The organism is Rhodoplanes sp. Z2-YC6860 (assembly GCF_001579845.1).
Taxonomy (GTDB): domain Bacteria; phylum Pseudomonadota; class Alphaproteobacteria; order Rhizobiales; family Xanthobacteraceae; genus Z2-YC6860.
In genome coordinates this window covers 2,638,345-2,661,565 of sequence record NZ_CP007440.1, presented here as the reverse complement: position 1 = coordinate 2,661,565, position 23,221 = coordinate 2,638,345, and the positions used below count along the sequence as shown (strand labels likewise).

At 68.6% G+C, this 23,221-nt stretch carries 1 protein-coding gene (cut by a window edge); it reads right to left on the bottom strand.

Translation table 11 applies throughout. The features are described 5' to 3' along the window. A protein-coding gene (locus RHPLAN_RS12315) for a non-ribosomal peptide synthase/polyketide synthase (RefSeq protein ID WP_198164882.1) crosses the window boundary here: on the bottom strand, nt 1-23,182 show its 5' portion. It extends 7,928 nt beyond the left edge of the window; only the first 23,182 of its 31,110 coding nucleotides appear in the window; it begins with the start codon at nt 23,180-23,182; the stop codon falls past the left edge of the window. Nucleotides 23,183-23,221 lie beyond the last annotated feature (39 nt).

Sequence of the window (23,221 nt, the reverse complement as noted above, 5' to 3'; positions counted from 1 at the left end):
GCGCGAGCCCGCTCAGCAGCACGTCCTGGATGCCGCCGTGGAACGCAGACGGCACCCGGCCCAGCAGCGGCTCCGTCACCGCCGACGGCAGCGTCAGCCGCACATGACCCGCACTGCCGTGCACGTCCTGCTGATGATCAAGCGGCTCGGCTGCAAGCCGCAGTGACGGCCCCGCCAGCATCTCCCGCCAGAACGAAGTCTCGGATACCACCGCAGCATCCTGCGCGCGGGCCGCAAGGCGCTGCGCCCAGCCGCGCAACGACGTGCTCCGGGGCGGCAGCTCCACCGCACGGCCTTCAGACACCGCACGCCACGCCGCCGCGAGGTCCGGCACCAGCACACGCCACGACACCCCGTCCACCGCAACATGGTGGATCACCAGCAGCAGGCGCCCGGCACGCTCTCCTCCGGCATCGAACCACACCGCTTCGACCAGATGCCCCGCGCCAGGATCGAGACGGCCCTCCGCCGCAACGGCTTCCGTCGAGATCACCGACCGCAGAGCCTCGCCCTCGAGACCCGCCACATCCACGCGCCGCAGACACGACGACGCATCCACCGCGCCCACCGGCCGCACCGTGAACGACCACTTCTCACCGCCCGCATCGAGCCGCAGCCGCAGCCGCAGCGCGTCGTGATGATCCAGCAAAGCCTGCAGCGCCGCACCAAGCTGCTCGATCCGCAGCCCCGAAGGCGCCTGCAGCAGCATCGACTGGCTGAACCGCCCCACCGGGCCGCCACGTTCCTCCAGCCACCGCAGGATCGGCGTCGCAGCAACCTCGCCCACCGCGAGGTCGGACGCAGCCACGGCCGCCGTTGCGCTCGATGCGACCTCGGCCGCCGCCGCAAGCCCCGCCACCGTCTGATGCTGGAACACCGCACGCGCCGAGAGCCGCAATCCCGCCTGGCGCGCACGGCTCACCAGCTGGATCGACACGATGCTGTCGCCGCCAAGCTCGAAGAAGTTGTCGTCGATCCCGACCCGATCCACACCCAGAAGCTCGGCAAACAGACCGCACAGCACAGTCTCCTGCGGTGTCCTGGGCCCCCGATGCTCACCCCCCGCTCCGCCACGCTCCGGCGCAGGCAACGCCCGACGGTCGAGCTTGCCGTTCGGCGTCAGCGGCAACCCCTCCAGCACCACCAGCGCTGACGGCACCATGTGGTCCGGCAGCCCCGCCGACAGCGCCCCACGAAGCGCCGACACCTCCAACGCAGCGCCCGCAGCAGGCACCACGTAGCCCACCAGACGCCGCGTCCCCGCGTCCTCACGCACCACCACCGCCGCAGCCGACACAGAAGCCTGCCGCAACAACAGCGCCTCGATCTCGCCGGGCTCGATCCGGAAGCCACGCAGCTTCACCTGCTCGTCCGCGCGGCCCAGAAACTCCAGCACGCCATCGGCACGCCAACGCGCCAGATCCCCCGTCCGGTACATCCGAGCACCCGCACCGCCATGCGGGTCCGCCACAAAACGCTCAGACGTCAGACCAGCACGCCGCAGGTACCCACGCGCCAAACCAAGACCCGAAACGTAAAGCTCGCCGACAACGCCCGATGGAACTGGCTCAAGTGACACGTCCAGGACGTACGCGCGCATGTTTGAGATTGGCCGACCAATCGGCGGGACCGCGGCGCCCGACAGCGGTTCGCTCATGGTCGCGCAGACTGTCGTCTCGGTCGGACCATAGGCATTGATCATCCGACGACCACTCGACCAGCGCGCGACTTGCTCCGGTGGACACGCTTCGCCGGCGACAATCAAAGTTTGCAACGGCAAGCTTTCGGACAAGCCCGGCAGCACCACCGGAGGCAAGGTCGCATGCGTGACGTTTTGAGCGGTGATGAGATCGGCCAACGCGTCACCGCTACGCTCCACAGATGGCAAGACGAGCGTAGCGCCTATGATGAGCGTCGTCGCAATTTCCGAAATCGCCGCATCGAAACTCGGCGATGCGAATTGCAGAAGACGAGTTTGCGAGGAAATCGCGAAGCGTTCGATCTGAGCTGCAGCAAGATTGGGAATGCCGGCATGCTCGACCACCACACCCTTCGGCGTTCCTGTCGAGCCCGAGGTGTAGATGACGTAGGCCGGGTGGCGCGGGTCGAGCGCGGTCGTTGGTGCCGTCGCGGGCTGCCTTGCGATCAGCGGCCAGTCGGCGTCGAGCCGCACCACGTGGCGGCCGGCGGCGGCAAGCTCCGGCAACTTCTCCAGCAGCGCCTGCTGCGTGATCAGCACCGGTGCTGCGGCGTCGGCCAGCATGAACGACAGCCGCTCGCGCGGATAGTTCGGATCGAGCGGCAGGTAGGCGCCGCCCGCCTTCAGGATGCCAAGCAGCCCCACCACCATCTCGGGCGAACGCTCCACGCACAGACCCACGACCGTCTCGGGTCCCACACCCAGGCTCTGCAGGTGCTGCGCCAGGCGGTTGGCGTGGTCATCCAGCGCCGCGTAGCTCAGCTCGCGGTCCTCGAACACCACCGCGGTCGCCTCCGGCGTGCGGGCGGCTTGTGCTGCGAACAGCGCCGGCAGCGTCGCCGGTGTGAGCGGCCGCGCCGTGGCGTTCCAGCCCTCCAGGATCGTCGCACGCTCGTCCGCGTCCAGGATCGACAGGCTGCCGATCGGACGCGATGCGTCCGTGACTGCAGCTTGCAGGAGACGGATCAGACGCTGGCCGATGCGCTCCACGGTCTCGCGCTCGAACAGGTCGGCCGCATACTCCAGCACGCCCTCGATGCCCGAGGCCTCGCCGTTCGGGCCCCGACGCTCGAGGAGCGCCACCGACAGGTCGAACTTCGCAGCCGTCGTTGCCACCGGCTGCGGGCGCGCCGTCAGGTTGGGCAGTTGCAGCGCCCCCGCCGCTCCGTCCTCGGTCTCGAACGCCAGCATCACCTGGAACAGCGGATGACGCGACAGCGACCGCTGCGGATTGAGCACCTCCACCAGCCGCTCGAACGGCACGTCCTGGTGCGCATAGGCCGACAGGTTGCCGCCCCGCACCCGACCGATCAGCTCCGTAAACGACGGGTTGCCCGACGTGTCGGTGCGCAGCACCAGCGTGTTGACGAAGAACCCGATCAGCTCGTCCAGCCCAGGATCGCTCCGCCCCGCGATCGGACTGCCCAGCGCGATGTCGGTGCCCGCCCCCAGCCGCGTCAGCAGCGCAGACAGACCCGCCTGCAGCACCATGAACAGGCTCGAACCCGTGCGCCGCGACAAGGCCACCAGCTGCCGGTGCAGATCGGCATCGAGCCGGATCGGAACATGCCCGCCGCGGTGGCTCGACACCGCGGGCCGCGCCCGATCCGTGGGAAGCTCGATCTGCTCGGGGAGGCCGGCTAGCGCCTCCTTCCAGTACGCGAGTTGCGCCCCGATCGCGCTGTCGGAGACGCCCTCCTCGCCCAGCACGTCGCGCTGCCACAGTGTGTAGTCCGCATACTGCACCGGCAATACCGGAAGCGCCGCCGGTGCGCCGCCCGCGAGCCGCGCCCGGTAGAACGCCCCGAGATCCCGCAGCAGAGGACGCAGCGACCAGCCGTCGCCCGCAATGTGATGCAGCACCAGCAGAAGAACATGCTCCGTGGCCTGCTGCGGCTCCGTCTCTGCGCTCTCATCAGTGCTGGCGCTCGCGATCGCAAACAGCTGCGCCCGCAGCGGCAGCTCATGCGCAAGATCGAAGCCCCGGCCCGCCGCTGTGCTCAGCGCCGATGCAAGCCCGGCTTCGGTGACACCGGTGATCTCAAGCCGAAGCTCGGCCACTGATGCTGCCAGCACCTCCTGCCGCGGCACCCACGAGCTCTCCGGGAACACCGTCCGCAGGCTCTCGTGACGAGTCACCAAGTCGTTCAATGCGCCCTGCAGCGCTGCATGGTCGAGCGAGCCAGACAGTCGCACCGCAACCGGGATCAGGTAGGTGCCGCTGCCCGATGCTGGGGCTTCGTCAAGCGAGCGGCCTTCCGTTCCACTCTCCAGCCGGTCCAGGAACCACAGCCGACGCTGCGCATACGACAGCGGCACTTCGGCAGGACGTGTGGCAGCCTGCAGCGGCGCCCGCAGCGCGGCGCTCTCCGTCGACAGCCGCCGTGCCAGCGCCCCCACGCTCGGCGCCTCGAACAGGCTCCGGATCGAGACCTCCACACCAAGGCTCGCACGAACCCGCCCGATCAGACGCATGGCGAGGAGCGAGTGTCCGCCCAGCGCGAAGAAGTCGTCGTCGAGCCCGACGCGCTCCACGCCCAGCACCTCGGCGAACAGCGCGCACAGCACCGCCTCCGCAGCCGTCCGCGGCGCACGGTGCTCACGGTCCGATGGGCCACGCTCCGGCGCCGGCAGCGCCCGGCGGTCGAGCTTGCCGTTCGGCGTCAGCGGCAACCGCTCCAGCACCACGAACCCCGACGGCACCATGTAGTCCGGCAGCGACCCAGCCAGCGCCGCGCGGAGTGCAGCCACGTCGATCGCGGCTCCCGCCTGCGGCACCACATAGCCGACGAGGCGTTGGTCGCTGCTGCCCTCATCCGACCGCGCCACCACGGCCGCCGCGGACACCGACGCCTGCCGGGTGAGCAGCGCCTCGATCTCGCCGGGCTCGATCCGGAAGCCGCGCAGCTTCACCTGCGCGTCCGCACGGCCCAGGAACTCCAGCACGCCGTCCGCTCGCCACCGTGCCAGGTCGCCGGTGCGGTACATCCGCGCGCCCGGCGCGCCATGCGGGTCCGCCACGAACCGCTCCGCCGTCAGGCCCTCGCGGTGCAGATATCCCCGCGCAAGGCCAACACCCGCGAGGTACAGCTCGCCGACCACACCCGCAGGTACAGGCTCGAGCGAAGCGTCGAGGACGTAAGCCCGCGTGTTCCAGATCGGTCGCCCGATCGGCACCTCGCGCGAGGCATCCCCCACGCACGACCACCGCGTCACGTCGATCGCGGCCTCGGTCGGACCGTACAGGTTCTCGAGCTCCACGTGCGGCAGCAGCCGCAGCACCTGATCCCGGAGCTCCGCAGACAGCGCCTCGCCGCTGCAGATCAAACGGCGCACAGAACCGCAGCGCGCAACCGCCGGGGGCACCGATGTGAGGTGCTCGACGAACGCAGACAGCATCGACGGCACGAAGTGCAGCGTCGTGATGCCCTGCTCCGCGATGCTCGCAATCAGCCTTGCCGGATCCCGGTGTGCGCCGGGTGCAGCCACCACCAGCCGCGCTCCTGTGATGAGCGGCCAGAAGAACTCCCACACCGACACGTCAAAACCGAACGGCGTCTTCTGCAGCACCGCGTCATCCGACCTCAGCCCATAGGCGTCCTGCATCCAGGCCAGCCGGTTGTGCAGACCCTCATGGCTGTTCGCCGCACCCTTCGGCTTACCGGTCGAGCCGGACGTGTAGATCATGTAGGCCAGATGCTGCGGCCGCAGACCCTCAGGCGGTAATGACCGCACGCCGGCCGGCAACACACCGCCAGCGCTTGACCATGACGCCTCATCGTCGAGCAGCACGCACTGCGTGCCTTTGGGCCGCTCGAGCTGCGCCGCGATCGCTCGCTGCGTCAGCACCACCGACAGGCCTGCGTCCGTCATCATCTCGGTCAGACGCGCCGACGGATACTCAGGGTCGAGCGGCACGTAGGCCCCGCCGGCCTTCAGCACCGCGACCAGTCCCACCACCAGTTCGACGGACCGCTCCGCGCACACACCCACCAGCACGTCGGGCCCGACCCCGAGGCTCTGCAGGTGCTGCGCCAGGCGGTTGGCATAGTCATCCAGCGCCGCGTAGCTCAGCTCGCGATCCTCGAACACCACCGCGGTCGCGTCCGGCGTGCGGGCGGCCTGCGCGGCAAACAGCGCCGGCAGCGTCGCCGGTGTGAGCGGCCGCGCCGTGGCGTTCCAGCCCTCCAGGATCGTCGCACGCTCGTCCGCGTCCAGGATCGCAAGGCTGCCGATCGGACGCGATGCGTCCGTCACCGCAGCCTCCAGCAGACGGATGAGACGCTGCCCGATGATCTCGACCGTGTGACGATCGAACAGGTCCGGCCGGTAGTCGAACCGCAGTTGTAATTGCTCGCCCGGCTGCACGATCAGCGCCAGCGGATAGTGCGTCGCATCGCGGCCCGCGACACCGCCGAGCTTCAGCCCGTTCGTCTGTTGATTGAGAGCAGCGCGGTCCACCGGATAGTTCTCGAACACCACCAGCGTGTCGAACAGCTCAGAGAGCCCCACCGCCTGCTGGATCGACGCCAGCCCCACATGCTGATGCGCCAGCAGCGACGACTGCCGCTCCTGCGTCCGCTTCAAGAGGTCGAGCAGCGGCAGCTGCGGCGGCAACTCCATCCGCAGCGGCAGCGTGTTGATGAACAGACCCACCATCCGCTCGGCGCCGGCAAGCTCCGCAGGACGGCCCGCCACCGTCACGCCGAACACCACGTCGTCGCGGTTCAGCTGCCGGCCCAGCAGCAGGCCATAAGCGGTCTGCAGCACCGTGTTCAGCGTCAGCGCATGCTCGCGGCCGAACCGGGTCAGCGCCTGAGACAGTTGTGCATCCAGCGACAGCACCACCTGCTCGGGCGCAACCGCAGCCTCCCCCTGCGTCGGACGCGCCGCCAGGTGCGTGCCCTCCTCGAGGCCCGCCAGCGTGTCGCGCCACGCTGCGAGAGCTGCGGCCTGATCCTGCGCGGCGATGAAGGCGAGGTAATCCCGGTACGGCGTCACCGGTGGCAGCGAGGCCGTGCTGCCGCCCTGCCCATAGGCCGAGAGCACCTCACTCACCAGCACCGGCGCAGACCAGCCGTCCATCAGCAGGTGATGGTTGCTGATCAGCAGACGGTGCCGCTGCCCCGACAGCCGGATCAGCCCGAACCGCATCAGCGGAGCCGCCGCAAGATCGAACCGCTCCACGCGGTCGGCGTCGCGGATCGACGCAAGACGCTGCTCCTGTTCGTTGTGATTCAGTCCCGACAGGTCGTGCAGCCGCCACGGCACCCCCGCCCGCCGCGCGATCACCTGCACCGGGCGCGTCAGCCCCTCGTGCCGGAACGCCGCCCGCAGGCTCGCATGACGCGCAACCACAGCCTGCACAGACGTCCGCAGCAGCTCCTCGTCCAGCGTGCCTTCAAGCTCCAGCTCGAGCTGCACCGTGTAGACGTCAGGACCGCCCGCGTCATACAGCGCGTGGAACAGCAGCCCCTCCTGCAGCGGCGACAGCGGCAGGACGTCTTCGATCGCCGGTGACCTCCTCTCGATCGCCTCGAGCTCATCCTGCGTGAGCGCCACCAGCGGCACGTCGCCCGGCGTGCGGCCCCCCGCACCGGCATCCTGCTCGACATGCCGCACCAGCGCCGTGAGCGCCGCAAACCAACGCTCGCCGAGATCGCGGACCAGCTCTTCGCCTACATGCCGTGACGCAAAGCTGATCGTGGCACTGAGCTCCGGCCCTGCCGCGCCATCCAGCGTCAGTGCGTTGATCTCGATCAGATGCGCCAACGGCATCGCGGGATCGCCGAACACCACACCCTCGAGCTCGGATGCCATCGGCCAAGCTGCAGCCCGATCCTGACGGTCTTGGTCACCCTGCGAGCCGAACCGGCCCAGATAGTTGAAGCCCAGTTCCGGCGCAGGCAGCCCGGAAAGCGCCGCCGCCGTCTCATCGTTCAGATGGCGCAGCAGCCCGTAGTGCAGTCCCTTCTCAGGGATCTGTCGCAGTTGCTCCTTGATGCTCTTCACCGCACGGCCGAGTGCTATGCCTCCCGCCAGCGCTGCCGCAACGTCCACCGCACCGGCATCGAGCCGCACCGGATAGAGGCTCGTGAACCAGCCCACCGTCCGGCTCAGATCGACGTCGGCGAACACCTCCTCGCGGCCGTGCCCCTCAACATCCAACAGCACCGCGCTGCTGCCGGCGCTGGAGTTTGTTCCGTTACCACCCTGCCGACGCCGCCAGTCCACCAGCGCCAGCGCGAGCCCGCTCAGCAGCACGTCCTGGATGCCGCCGTGGAACGCAGACGGCACCCGGCCCAGCAGCGGCTCCGTCACCGCCGACGGCAGCGTCAGCCGCACATGACCCGCACTGCCGTGCACGTCCTGCTGATGATCAAGCGGCTCGGCTGCAAGCCGCAGTGACGGCCCCGCCAGCATCTCCCGCCAGAACGAAGTCTCGGATACCACCGCAGCATCCTGCGCGCGGGCCGCAAGGCGCTGCGCCCAGCCGCGCAACGACGTGCTCCGGGGCGGCAGCTCCACCGCACGGCCTTCAGACACCGCACGCCACGCCGCCGCGAGGTCCGGCACCAGCACACGCCACGACACCCCGTCCACCGCAACATGGTGGATCACCAGCAGCAGGCGCCCGGCACGCTCTCCTCCGGCATCGAACCACACCGCTTCGACCAGATGCCCCGCGCCAGGATCGAGACGGCCCTCCGCCGCAACGGCTTCCGTCGAGATCACCGACCGCAGAGCCTCGCCCTCGAGACCCGCCACATCCACGCGCCGCAGACACGACGACGCATCCACCGCGCCCACCGGCCGCACCGTGAACGACCACTTCTCACCGCCCGCATCGAGCCGCAGCCGCAGCCGCAGCGCGTCGTGATGATCCAGCAAAGCCTGCAGCGCCGCACCAAGCTGCTCGATCCGCAGCCCCGAAGGCGCCTGCAGCAGCATCGACTGGCTGAACCGCCCCACCGGGCCGCCACGTTCCTCCAGCCACCGCAGGATCGGCGTCGCAGCAACCTCGCCCACCGCGAGGTCGGACGCAGCCACGGCCGCCGTTGCGCTCGATGCGACCTCGGCCGCCGCCGCAAGCCCCGCCACCGTCTGATGCTGGAACACCGCACGCGCCGAGAGCCGCAATCCCGCCTGGCGCGCACGGCTCACCAGCTGGATCGACACGATGCTGTCGCCGCCAAGCTCGAAGAAGTTGTCGTCGATCCCGACCCGATCCACACCCAGAAGCTCGGCAAACAGACCGCACAGCACAGTCTCCTGCGGTGTCCTGGGCCCCCGATGCTCACCCCCCGCTCCGCCACGCTCCGGCGCAGGCAACGCCCGACGGTCGAGCTTGCCGTTCGGCGTCAGCGGCAACCCCTCCAGCACCACCAGCGCTGACGGCACCATGTGGTCCGGCAGCCCCGCCGACAGCGCCCCACGAAGCGCCGACACCTCCAACGCAGCGCCCGCAGCAGGCACCACGTAGCCCACCAGACGCCGCGTCCCCGCGTCCTCACGCACCACCACCGCCGCAGCCGACACAGAAGCCTGCCGCAACAACAGCGCCTCGATCTCGCCGGGCTCGATCCGGAAGCCACGCAGCTTCACCTGCTCGTCCGCGCGGCCCAGAAACTCCAGCACGCCATCGGCACGCCAACGCGCCAGATCCCCCGTCCGGTACATCCGAGCACCCGCACCGCCATGCGGGTCCGCCACAAAACGCTCAGACGTCAGACCAGCACGCCGCAGGTACCCACGCGCCAAACCAAGACCCGAAACGTAAAGCTCGCCGACAACGCCCGATGGAACTGGCTCAAGTGACACGTCCAGGACGTACGCCCGGTAATTGGGAAGTGGACGGCCGATGGGAACGCCAATCGGAAAGCGCTCGCCTTCAGCGAAGAAATGCGCACTCGACCAAACGCTGCACTCCGTGGGGCCATACTCATTGATCAATGGGACTGGTGAGAAGGAACGGTAATGCCGCTCGATCAAATCGTTCGAACAGGATTCGCCGGCCACGATGACTGATCGCAATTCGGTCTGTTGATCTTTAATCTGATCGATCAACGCTCCGTACAAAGACGGCACGGTCAGGAACGAATTGACTTTATGGCGCGTGATGGCGGCGACAATTGTGTCCGTGGAAAATTCGGATGTCAGCACGAGCGTGCCGCCGCTCAACAGACTCCAGAATATTCCAGCGATCGAACTGTCGAATGCAATCGAAGATAGAAGCAGGAAACGTGGAGTCGGCAAGCTGGCATAAACCGAGGCGCGCGCCGAATTCGATACGACAATTTCGCGGTGCTCGACCACCACACCCTTCGGCGTTCCTGTCGAGCCCGAGGTGTAGATGACGTAGGCCGGGTGGCGCGGGTCGAGCGCGGTCGTTGGTGCCGTCGCGGGCTGCCTTGCGATCAGCGGCCAGTCGGCGTCGAGCCGCACCACGTGGCGGCCGGCGGCGGCAAGCTCCGGCAACTTCTCCAGCAGCGCCTGCTGCGTGATCAGCACCGGTGCTGCGGCGTCGGCCAGCATGAACGACAGCCGCTCGCGCGGATAGTTCGGATCGAGCGGCAGGTAGGCGCCGCCCGCCTTCAGGATGCCAAGCAGCCCCACCACCATCTCGGGCGAACGCTCCACGCACAGACCCACGACCGTCTCGGGTCCCACACCCAGGCTCTGCAGGTGCTGCGCCAGGCGGTTGGCGTGGTCATCCAGCGCCGCGTAGCTCAGCTCGCGGTCCTCGAACACCACCGCGGTCGCCTCCGGCGTGCGGGCGGCTTGTGCTGCGAACAGCGCCGGCAGCGTCGCCGGTGTGAGCGGCCGCGCCGTGGCGTTCCAGCCCTCCAGGATCGTCGCACGCTCGTCCGCGTCCAGGATCGCAAGGCTGCCGATCGGACGCGATGCGTCCGTGACTGCAGCTTGCAGGAGACGGATCAGACGCTGGCCGATGCGCTCCACGGTCTCGCGCTCGAACAGGTCGGCCGCATACTCCAGCACGCCCTCGATGCCCGAGGCCTCGCCGTTCGGGCCCCGACGCTCGAGGAGCGCCACCGACAGGTCGAACTTCGCAGCCGTCGTTGCCACCGGCTGCGGGCGCGCCGTCAGGTTGGGCAGTTGCAGCGCCCCCGCCGCTCCGTCCTCGGTCTCGAACGCCAGCATCACCTGGAACAGCGGATGACGCGACAGCGACCGCTGCGGATTGAGCACCTCCACCAGCCGCTCGAACGGCACGTCCTGGTGCGCATAGGCCGACAGGTTGCCGCCCCGCACCCGACCGATCAGCTCCGTAAACGACGGGTTGCCCGACGTGTCGGTGCGCAGCACCAGCGTGTTGACGAAGAACCCGATCAGCTCGTCCAGCCCAGGATCGCTCCGCCCCGCGATCGGACTGCCCAGCGCGATGTCGGTGCCCGCCCCCAGCCGCGTCAGCAGCGCAGACAGACCCGCCTGCAGCACCATGAACAGGCTCGAACCCGTGCGCCGCGACAAGGCCACCAGCTGCCGGTGCAGATCGGCATCGAGCCGGATCGGAACATGCCCGCCGCGGTGGCTCGACACCGCGGGCCGCGCCCGATCCGTGGGAAGCTCGATCTGCTCGGGGAGGCCGGCTAGCGCCTCCTTCCAGTACGCGAGTTGCGCCCCGATCGCGCTGTCGGAGACGCCCTCCTCGCCCAGCACGTCGCGCTGCCACAGTGTGTAGTCCGCATACTGCACCGGCAATGCAGGAAGCGACGCTGCCTGGCCTGTAAGCCGTGACCGGTACAGTGCGCCCAGATCCCGCAGCAGCGGACGCAGCGACCAGCCGTCGCCCGCGATGTGATGCAGCACCAGCAGAAGAACATGCTCCGTGGCCTGCTGCGGCTCCGTCTCTGCGCTCCCATCAGTGCTGGCGCTCTCGACCGCGAACAGCTGCGCCCGCAGCGGCAGCTCATGCGCCAGATCGAAGCCGCGGCTTGCCACTGTGCTCAGTGCCGATGCAAGCTCGTCTTCGCTCACAGTAGTGATCTCGAGCCCAAGCCGCGCCGCTTCCGGTGGCAGCACCTCCTGCCGCGGCACGCCCCCCGTCTCCGGGAACACCGTCCGCAGGCTCTCGTGACGTGCCACCAGGTCGTTCAGCGCGCCTTGCAGCGCTCCGCGGTCGAGCGGGCCAGACAGTCTCACAGCAACCGGGATCAGGTAGGTGCCGCTGCCCGATGCTGGGGCTTCGTCAAGCGGGCGGCCTTCCGTTCCACTCTCCAGCCGGTCCAGGAACCACAGCCGCCGCTGCGCATACGACAGCGGCACCTCGGCGGGGCGGGTGACGGCCTGCAGCGGCGCCCGCAGCGCTGCGCTCTCCGATGTGAGCCGCCGTGCCAGCGCACCCACGCTCGGCGCCTCGAACAGGCTCCGGATCGCGACCTCCACACCGAGGCTCGCTCGCACCCGTCCGATCAGACGCATCGCCAGCAGAGAATGTCCGCCCAGCGCAAAGAAGTCGTCGTCGAGACCCACCCGCTCCACGCCCAGCACCTCGGCGAACAGCGCGCACAGCACAGCCTCCGCAGGCGTCCGCGGTGCGCGGTGCGGGAGCTCCGATGGGCCACGCTCCGGCGCCGGCAGCGCGCGGCGGTCGAGCTTGCCGTTCGGCGTGAGCGGCAACCGCTCCAGCACCACGAACGCAGACGGCACCATGTAGTCCGGCAGCGACCCAGCCAGCGCCGCGCGGAGTGCAGCCACGTCGATCGCGGCTCCCGCCTGCGGCACCACGTAGCCGACGAGGCGTTGGTCGCTGCTGCGGCCACTGGATGTATCGTCCGCCCGCGCCACCACGGCCGCCGCGGACACCGACGCCTGCCGGGTGAGCAGCGCCTCGATCTCGCCGGGCTCGATCCGGAAGCCGCGCAGCTTCACCTGCGCGTCCGCACGGCCCAGGAACTCCAGCACGCCGTCCGCTCGCCACCGTGCCAGGTCGCCGGTGCGGTACATCCGTGCACCCGCAGCGCCATGCGGGTCCGCCACGAACCGCTCCGCCGTCAGGCCCTCGCGGTGCAGATAGCCCCGCGCCAGGCCGACACCCGCGAGGTACAGCTCCCCGGCCACGCCCGCAGGCACCGGCTCGAGCGAAGCGTCGAGGACGTAAGCCCGCGTGTTCCAGATCGGTCGCCCGATCGGCGGAGCTTCGGCGGTGGCGTCGAGCTCGTCTCGATCGAGCGCCATCGCGGCCGACCAGATCGTGGTCTCGGTCGGGCCGTAGAGGTTGATCAGGCTGCGGCCCTTCTGCCGCAGCGCCTGCGCCAGTTCCCCCGGCAGCGCCTCGCCGCCGGTCAGCATGGTGAGCTGCTGCAGCGCCGGCAGGGCTGTATCGCCCGTCTCGCTCAGCAGCGACTGCCACAGCGTCGGCGTCGCCTGCATCACGCTGGCGCGGCTCTCGGCGATGTGACGGGCCAGCGCCTGCGCGTCCTGCACGGTGTCGCGCGATGCGACGATCACGCAGGCCCCGCGCAGCAGCGGCAGGTAGAGCTCCAGCGCCGCGATGTCGAACCCGATGGTGGTCACTGCCAGCAGCCGGTCCTCAGGCGTCAGCGGCACCGCCTCGCCCATCGCGCCGAGGAAGTTGCTCAACGCACCATGCGGCACCATCACGCCCTTGGGCTGACCCGTCGAGCCCGAGGTGTAGATCACATAGGCCGGATGGCGCGGATCGGCCGTGACGGCCGGAGCCGCCGCGGGCTTGCGCGCGATCAGCGCCGCATCGGCGTCGAGCCGCACCACGTGGCGCTCCGCGGGGGCAAGCTCCGGCAGTTGCTCCAGCAGCGCCTGCTGCGTCACCAGCACCGGCGCCGCGGCATCTTCGAGCATGAAGGCAAGCCGCTCGCGCGGATAGTTCGGATCGAGCGGCAGGTAGGCGCCGCCGGCCTTGAGGATGCCGAGCAGTCCCACCAGCATCTCGGGCGAGCGCTCGACGCACAGACCCACGACCGTCTCAGGCCCCACGCCCAGGCTCTGCAGGTGCTGCGCCAGGCGGTTGGCGTGGTCGTCGAGCGCCGCGTAGCTCAGCTCGCGATCCTCGAACACCACCGCGGTCGCCTCCGGCGTGCGGGCGGCTTGTGCTGCGAACAGCGCCGGCAGCGTCGCTGGTGTGAGCGGCCGCGCCGTGGCGTTCCAGCCCTCCAGGATCGTCGCACGCTCGTCCGCGTCCAGGATCGCAAGGCTGCCGATCGGACGCGATGCGTCCGTCACCGCAGCCTCCAGCAGACGGATGAGACGCTGCCCGATGATCTCGACCGTGTGACGATCGAACAGGTCCGGCCGGTAGTCGAACCGCAGTTGTAATTGCTCGCCCGGCTGCACGATCAGCGCCAGCGGATAGTGCGTCGCATCGCGGCCCGCGACACCGCCGAGCTTCAGCCCGTTCGTCTGTTGATTGAGAGCAGCGCGGTCCACCGGATAGTTCTCGAACACCACCAGCGTGTCGAACAGCTCAGAGAGCCCCACCGCCTGCTGGATCGACGCCAGCCCCACATGCTGATGCGCCAGCAGCGACGACTGCCGCTCCTGCGTCCGCTTCAAGAGGTCGAGCAGCGGCAGCTGCGGCGGCAACTCCATCCGCAGCGGCAGCGTGTTGATGAACAGACCCACCATCCGCTCGGCGCCGGCAAGCTCCGCAGGACGGCCCGCCACCGTCACGCCGAACACCACGTCGTCGCGGTTCAGCTGCCGGCCCAGCAGCAGGCCATAAGCGGTCTGCAGCACCGTGTTCAGCGTCAGCGCATGCTCGCGGCCGAACCGGGTCAGCGCCTGAGACAGTTGTGCATCCAGCGACAGCACCACCTGCTCGGGCGCAACCGCAGCCTCCCCCTGCGTCGGACGCGCCGCCAGGTGCGTGCCCTCCTCGAGGCCCGCCAGCGTGTCGCGCCACGCTGCGAGAGCTGCGGCCTGATCCTGCGCGGCGATGAAGGCGAGGTAATCCCGGTACGGCGTCACCGGTGGCAGCGAGGCCGTGCTGCCGCCCTGCCCATAGGCCGAGAGCACCTCACTCACCAGCACCGGCGCAGACCAGCCGTCCATCAGCAGGTGATGGTTGCTGATCAGCAGACGGTGCCGCTGCCCCGACAGCCGGATCAGCCCGAACCGCATCAGCGGAGCCGCCGCAAGATCGAACCGCTCCACGCGGTCGGCGTCGCGGATCGACGCAAGACGCTGCTCCTGTTCGTTGTGATTCAGTCCCGACAGGTCGTGCAGCCGCCACGGCACCCCCGCCCGCCGCGCGATCACCTGCACCGGGCGCGTCAGCCCCTCGTGCCGGAACGCCGCCCGCAGGCTCGCATGACGCGCAACCACAGCCTGCACAGACGTCCGCAGCAGCTCCTCGTCCAGCGTGCCTTCAAGCTCCAGCTCGAGCTGCACCGTGTAGACGTCAGGACCGCCCGCGTCATACAGCGCGTGGAACAGCAGCCCCTCCTGCAGCGGCGACAGCGGCAGGACGTCTTCGATCGCCGGTGACCTCCTCTCGATCGCCTCGAGCTCATCCTGCGTGAGCGCCACCAGCGGCACGTCGCCCGGCGTGCGGCCCCCCGCACCGGCATCCTGCTCGACATGCCGCACCAGCGCCGTGAGCGCCGCAAACCAACGCTCGCCGAGATCGCGGACCAGCTCTTCGCCTACATGCCGTGACGCAAAGCTGATCGTGGCACTGAGCTCCGGCCCTGCCGCGCCATCCAGCGTCAGTGCGTTGATCTCGATCAGATGCGCCAACGGCATCGCGGGATCGCCGAACACCACACCCTCGAGCTCGGATGCCATCGGCCAAGCTGCAGCCCGATCCTGACGGTCTTGGTCACCCTGCGAGCCGAACCGGCCCAGATAGTTGAAGCCCAGTTCCGGCGCAGGCAGCCCGGAAAGCGCCGCCGCCGTCTCATCGTTCAGATGGCGCAGCAGCCCGTAGTGCAGTCCCTTCTCAGGGATCTGTCGCAGTTGCTCCTTGATGCTCTTCACCGCACGGCCGAGTGCTATGCCTCCCGCCAGCGCTGCCGCAACGTCCACCGCACCGGCATCGAGCCGCACCGGATAGAGGCTCGTGAACCAGCCCACCGTCCGGCTCAGATCGACGTCGGCGAACACCTCCTCGCGGCCGTGCCCCTCAACATCCAACAGCACCGCGCTGCTGCCGGCGCTGGAGTTTGTTCCGTTACCACCCTGCCGACGCCGCCAGTCCACCAGCGCCAGCGCGAGCCCGCTCAGCAGCACGTCCTGGATGCCGCCGTGGAACGCAGACGGCACCCGGCCCAGCAGCGGCTCCGTCACCGCCGACGGCAGCGTCAGCCGCACATGACCCGCACTGCCGTGCACGTCCTGCTGATGATCAAGCGGCTCGGCTGCAAGCCGCAGTGACGGCCCCGCCAGCATCTCCCGCCAGAACGAAGTCTCGGATACCACCGCAGCATCCTGCGCGCGGGCCGCAAGGCGCTGCGCCCAGCCGCGCAACGACGTGCTCCGGGGCGGCAGCTCCACCGCACGGCCTTCAGACACCGCACGCCACGCCGCCGCGAGGTCCGGCACCAGCACACGCCACGACACCCCGTCCACCGCAACATGGTGGATCACCAGCAGCAGGCGCCCGGCACGCTCTCCTCCGGCATCGAACCACACCGCTTCGACCAGATGCCCCGCGCCAGGATCGAGACGGCCCTCCGCCGCAACGGCTTCCGTCGAGATCACCGACCGCAGAGCCTCGCCCTCGAGACCCGCCACATCCACGCGCCGCAGACACGACGACGCATCCACCGCGCCCACCGGCCGCACCGTGAACGACCACTTCTCACCGCCCGCATCGAGCCGCAGCCGCAGCCGCAGCGCGTCGTGATGATCCAGCAAAGCCTGCAGCGCCGCACCAAGCTGCTCGATCCGCAGCCCCGAAGGCGCCTGCAGCAGCATCGACTGGCTGAACCGCCCCACCGGGCCGCCACGTTCCTCCAGCCACCGCAGGATCGGCGTCGCAGCAACCTCGCCCACCGCGAGGTCGGACGCAGCCACGGCCGCCGTTGCGCTCGATGCGACCTCGGCCGCCGCCGCAAGCCCCGCCACCGTCTGATGCTGGAACACCGCACGCGCCGAGAGCCGCAATCCCGCCTGGCGCGCACGGCTCACCAGCTGGATCGACACGATGCTGTCGCCGCCAAGCTCGAAGAAGTTGTCGTCGATCCCGACCCGATCCACACCCAGAAGCTCGGCAAACAGACCGCACAGCACAGTCTCCTGCGGTGTCCTGGGCCCCCGATGCTCACCCCCCGCTCCGCCACGCTCCGGCGCAGGCAACGCCCGACGGTCGAGCTTGCCGTTCGGCGTCAGCGGCAACCCCTCCAGCACCACCAGCGCTGACGGCACCATGTGGTCCGGCAGCCCCGCCGACAGCGCCCCACGAAGCGCCGACACCTCCAACGCAGCGCCCGCAGCAGGCACCACGTAGCCCACCAGACGCCGCGTCCCCGCGTCCTCACGCACCACCACCGCCGCAGCCGACACAGAAGCCTGCCGCAACAACAGCGCCTCGATCTCGCCGGGCTCGATCCGGAAGCCACGCAGCTTCACCTGCTCGTCCGCGCGGCCCAGAAACTCCAGCACGCCATCGGCACGCCAACGCGCCAGATCCCCCGTCCGGTACATCCGAGCACCCGCACCGCCATGCGGGTCCGCCACAAAACGCTCAGACGTCAGACCAGCACGCCGCAGGTACCCACGCGCCAAACCAAGACCCGAAACGTAAAGCTCGCCGACAACGCCCGATGGAACTGGCTCAAGTGACACGTCCAGGACGTACGCCCGGTAATTGGGAAGTGGACGGCCGATGGGAACGTGCGGACCAGCTTCATCGCCAACGAGCACGTGACCGATGGCATCGATCGTGGTTTCGGTCGGCCCGTAAAGATTCGTCACGCGCCCAACATTGACCGTCCGGGCAATTTCTCTCTGCAAATCAGTGGTGAGAATTTCTCCACCCAACACCAGATGATCAAACGAAGCTGTCTGCGACGCGTCCGCGATGATTGAACCGAAAAATGAAGGCGTGCAGTTCAACAGATTGACTCTGTTCCGCACCATCTGATCCCAGATCAGCTGTGGCGTCTCACGCGTGATATCGTCCACAACGACGATCGTCGCGCCGCCGACCAAAGGCATCGTGATCTGCTCAATGGACGGGTCGAATGCGCAAGAACTCAACAACGCGATCCGATGACCAACTCCAATTCCAAATTGCCTACCGAGCGTTACCGTCTTGTTGGCGAGATTCGCATGCTCGACCACCACACCCTTCGGCGTTCCTGTCGAGCCCGAGGTGTAGATGACGTAGGCCGGGTGGCGCGGGTCGAGCGCGGTCGTTGGTGCCGTCGCGGGCTGCCTTGCGATCAGCGGCCAGTCGGCGTCGAGCCGCACCACGTGGCGGCCGGCGGCGGCAAGCTCCGGCAACTTCTCCAGCAGCGCCTGCTGCGTGATCAGCACCGGTGCTGCGGCGTCGGCCAGCATGAACGACAGCCGCTCGCGCGGATAGTTCGGATCGAGCGGCAGGTAGGCGCCGCCCGCCTTCAGGATGCCAAGCAGCCCCACCACCATCTCGGGCGAACGCTCCACGCACAGACCCACGACCGTCTCGGGTCCCACACCCAGGCTCTGCAGGTGCTGCGCCAGGCGGTTGGCGTGGTCATCCAGCGCCGCGTAGCTCAGCTCGCGGTCCTCGAACACCACCGCGGTCGCCTCCGGCGTGCGGGCGGCTTGTGCTGCGAACAGCGCCGGCAGCGTCGCCGGTGTGAGCGGCCGCGCCGTGGCGTTCCAGCCCTCCAGGATCGTCGCACGCTCGTCCGCATCCAGGATCGACAGGCTGCCGATCGGACGCGATGCGTCCGTGACTGCAGCTTGCAGGAGACGGATCAGACGCTGGCCGATGCGCTCCACGGTCTCGCGCTCGAACAGGTCGGCCGCATACTCCAGCACGCCCTCGATGCCCGAGGCCTCGCCGTTCGGGCCCCGACGCTCGAGGAGCGCCACCGACAGGTCGAACTTCGCAGCCGTCGTTGCCACCGGCTGCGGGCGCGCCGTCAGGTTGGGCAGTTGCAGCGCCCCCGCCGCTCCGTCCTCGGTCTCGAACGCCAGCATCACCTGGAACAGCGGATGACGCGACAGCGACCGCTGCGGATTGAGCACCTCCACCAGCCGCTCGAACGGCACGTCCTGGTGCGCATAGGCCGACAGGTTGCCGCCCCGCACCCGACCGATCAGCTCCGTAAACGACGGGTTGCCCGACGTGTCGGTGCGCAGCACCAGCGTGTTGACGAAGAACCCGATCAGCTCGTCCAGCCCAGGATCGCTCCGCCCCGCGATCGGACTGCCCAGCGCGATGTCGGTGCCCGCCCCCAGCCGCGTCAGCAGCGCAGACAGACCCGCCTGCAGCACCATGAACAGGCTCGAACCCGTGCGCCGCGACAAGGCCACCAGCTGCCGGTGCAGATCGGCATCGAGCCGGATCGGAACATGCCCGCCGCGGTGGCTCGACACCGCGGGCCGCGCCCGATCCGTGGGAAGCTCGATCTGCTCGGGGAGGCCGGCTAGCGCCTCCTTCCAGTACGCGAGTTGCGCCCCGATCGCGCTGTCGGAGACGCCCTCCTCGCCCAGCACGTCGCGCTGCCACAGTGTGTAGTCCGCATACTGCACCGGCAATGCAGGAAGCGACGCTGCCTGGCCTGTAAGCCGTGACCGGTACAGTGCGCCCAGATCCCGCAGCAGCGGACGCAGCGACCAGCCGTCGCCCGCGATGTGATGCAGCACCAGCAGAAGAACATGCTCCGTGGCCTGCTGCGGCTCCGTCTCTGCGCTCCCATCAGTGCTGGCGCTCTCGACCGCGAACAGCTGCGCCCGCAGCGGCAGCTCATGCGCCAGATCGAAGCCGCGGCTTGCCACTGTGCTCAGTGCCGATGCAAGCTCGTCTTCGCTCACAGTAGTGATCTCGAGCCCAAGCCGCGCCGCTTCCGGTGGCAGCACCTCCTGCCGCGGCACGCCCCCCGTCTCCGGGAACACCGTCCGCAGGCTCTCGTGACGTGCCACCAGGTCGTTCAGCGCGCCTTGCAGCGCTCCGCGGTCGAGCGGGCCAGACAGTCTCACAGCAACCGGGATCAGGTAGGTGCCGCTGCCCGATGCTGGGGCTTCGTCAAGCGGGCGGCCTTCCGTTCCACTCTCCAGCCGGTCCAGGAACCACAGCCGCCGCTGCGCATACGACAGCGGCACCTCGGCGGGGCGGGTGACGGCCTGCAGCGGCGCCCGCAGCGCTGCGCTCTCCGATGTGAGCCGCCGTGCCAGCGCACCCACGCTCGGCGCCTCGAACAGGCTCCGGATCGCGACCTCCACACCGAGGCTCGCTCGCACCCGTCCGATCAGACGCATCGCCAGCAGAGAATGTCCGCCCAGCGCAAAGAAGTCGTCGTCGAGACCCACCCGCTCCACGCCCAGCACCTCGGCGAACAGCGCGCACAGCACAGCCTCCGCAGGCGTCCGCGGTGCGCGGTGCGGGAGCTCCGATGGGCCACGCTCCGGCGCCGGCAGCGCGCGGCGGTCGAGCTTGCCGTTCGGCGTGAGCGGCAACCGCTCCAGCACCACGAACGCAGACGGCACCATATAGTCCGGCAGCGACCCAGCCAGCGCCGCGCGAAGTGCAGCCACGTCGATCGCGGCTCCCGCCTGCGGCACCACGTAGCCGACGAGGCGTTGGTCGCTGCTGCCGCCACTGGATGTATCGTCCGCCCGCGCCACCACGGCCGCCGCGGACACCGACGCCTGCCGGGTGAGCAGCGCCTCGATCTCGCCAGGCTCGATCCGGAAGCCGCGCAGCTTCACCTGCGCGTCCGCGCGGCCCAGGAACTCCAGCACGCCGTCCGAGCGCCACCGTGCCAGGTCGCCGGTGCGGTACATCCGCGCGCCCGGCGCGCCATGCGGGTCCGCCACGAACCGCTCCGCCGTCAGGCCCTCGCGGTGCAGATAGCCCCGCGCCAGACCGATACCCGCGAGGTACAGCTCCCCGACCACACCCGCAGGCACAGGCTCGAGCGAAGCGTCCAGCACGTACGCGCGGTAGTTGGAGAGTGGACGGCCGATCGGGATTTGCGCTCCGGTCTCGTTACCTGTGACGACGTGGGCGATCGCATCGATCGTCGCTTCGGTCGGGCCATAGAGATTGGTGATCTGCGCGACCTTCAACGCGCTCTTAATGTCACGCTCGAACTCGACCGTGAATGCTTCACCGCCGAGCGCCAGATGATTCAAAGAAACGCCAACAGGAGCATCGCGGATGACCGATTCCAGAAACGACGGAACGCAACTGATGAACGTCGTCTTGCTGGCGATGACCTGCTGCCAGAACCTCGATGGCGATTGGCGAACCTCGTCGCTAATGACGACCGCTGCGCCACCGCCGACCAACGGTAGCAGTGTCTGTTCAATCGACGCGTCGAACGACGACGAGATCAACAGCGCGGATCGGAAATCCGGATCAACACCGAACTGTCGCCAGAGCCCCAGCATCTTGTTTGCGAGACTCGAATGCTCGACGACGACCGCCTTTGGTGCGCCGGTCGAGCCCGAGGTGTAGATCACATAGGCCGGATGGCGCGGGTCGAGCACAACAAGCGGCGCGGTCGCGGGCTTCCCGGCAATCAGCGCTGCGTCGGCGTCGAGCCGCACCACATGGCGCTCCGCGGGGGCAAGCTCCGGCAGCTGCTCCAGCAGCGCCTGCTGCGTCACCAGCACCGGCGCGCCAGCGTCTTCGAGCATGAAGGTCAGCCGTTCACCCGGATAATTCGGGTCGAGCGGCAGATACGCGCCGCCGGCCTTCAGGATGCCGAGCAGGCCCACCACCATCTCGGGCGACCGCTCCATGCAAAGCCCAACGACGGTCTCGGGTCCAACGCCCAGGTTCTGCAGATACTGCGCCAGCCGGTTGGCGTGGGCGTCGAGCGCCGCGTAGCTCAGTTCGCGCTCCTCGAACACCACCGCGGTCGCGTCCGGCGTGCGCGCCGCCCGCACCGCGAATAGCGCCGGCAATGTCGTGGCCGCGACCGGCCGCGCCGTGGCGTTCCAGCCCCCAAGAATCGTGGCACGTTCTGGCGCTTCCAGCAGATCGAGATTGCCAACCGCAGCCTCGGAATCAACGAAGCCCGCGAGCAGCGTCAAAAAACATTGCTGATAGATCGCAAGATCAGCTTCGCTATGAAGCGTTGGATTGCCATCGAAGTCGATCTGAAGCGGCTGACCTTCCATGCGGTCATAGACCGCGATCGAAAGATCCTCGACTGGCCCGAGCGACAAATTATGCGCCGTCGCGCGATGTCCGGCGAAGCCGAAATCATAATCGAAGCGCATCACGTTGACGCTAAGGCCGAACAGCGGTTCGCCGGCTCCGCCAACCAGCCTGCGTAATTCGGCGAGCTGGTAATGCTGATGGTCGAGAACGTCGCCAATCTGCGTTGCCGTTTGACCCACGGCATCAGCCACCGTCATTCCTGGCTGCACCGAAACGCGCACGGGCAGCACGTTCGATGCCATGCCCGGCACGCGACGAGTCACGTCGCTGCGGGCCGCGACCGGCAAGCCAATCACAACATCGTCGGCCCCTTTCAGACGATGGAGAAAGACAGCCGTCGCCGCGCCAAGGAGCCTCGCCAGATTGGTGCCGGCGCGATGCGCCGTGACGCGAAGCGCGGCTACGTCTGAAGCCGACAGCCACGCACTCTTGCGGAGAAAATGCCCCGAATGAATTGGTGCACGCTCACTGAGCGTAAGGCTGCCGAATTCGGGGGGCGCCGCCAGCGCCTTGATCCAATATTGCCGATCCTGCGCAATCTGCTCTGACGTCCGGTATTCTGCATCATCATCGAGCAGATCGCTCAAGGGCCGCAAAGCTTCGCCTTGCGAGACTTGTCCGGCCGCAAGCGCCGAATAAATCTCCGCCACGCGACGCGCCACGAGCCACATGCCGTAGCCGTCCATGACGACGTGATGGTAGCGCGCGTACCAGAAAAATTTTTCGGCAGACGCTTTGAACAGCGCGAATTGGAACAACGGTCCGCGCGTCGGGTCGACCACACGCGCGAGGTCCGCGCGCATCCAGCTTTCCGCTGCGGCACGCGGATCAGCTTTGTGGCTGACGTCGAAGACCGGCAGCGACCAGCCGTCAGCCGCCCCGACAACCTGGCGCGGTTCGCCGGCCTGCTCATCGATCCGGACCCGGAGCACATCGGCTTCGGCAATCAGTTGCACCAAGGCGCGTTCGAACAGCGCTTCGTCGACAGCGCCGTCGATCTCGATCCACTCGCCGATGTTGTAGGCCGGGCTCGCGGGATTGAGCTTCTGGGCGAACCAGATGCCAAGCTGAGCCGCCGATAGCGGAAGCGACTCGCCGCTTGGCGTGCTGCTAGCGCCGCCCCCCGAGCCTCGACCGAAATCAGGACTACGATCCGACACGGACTGAACGATCCAGTTCACTTAACGCCAACCGGCAGC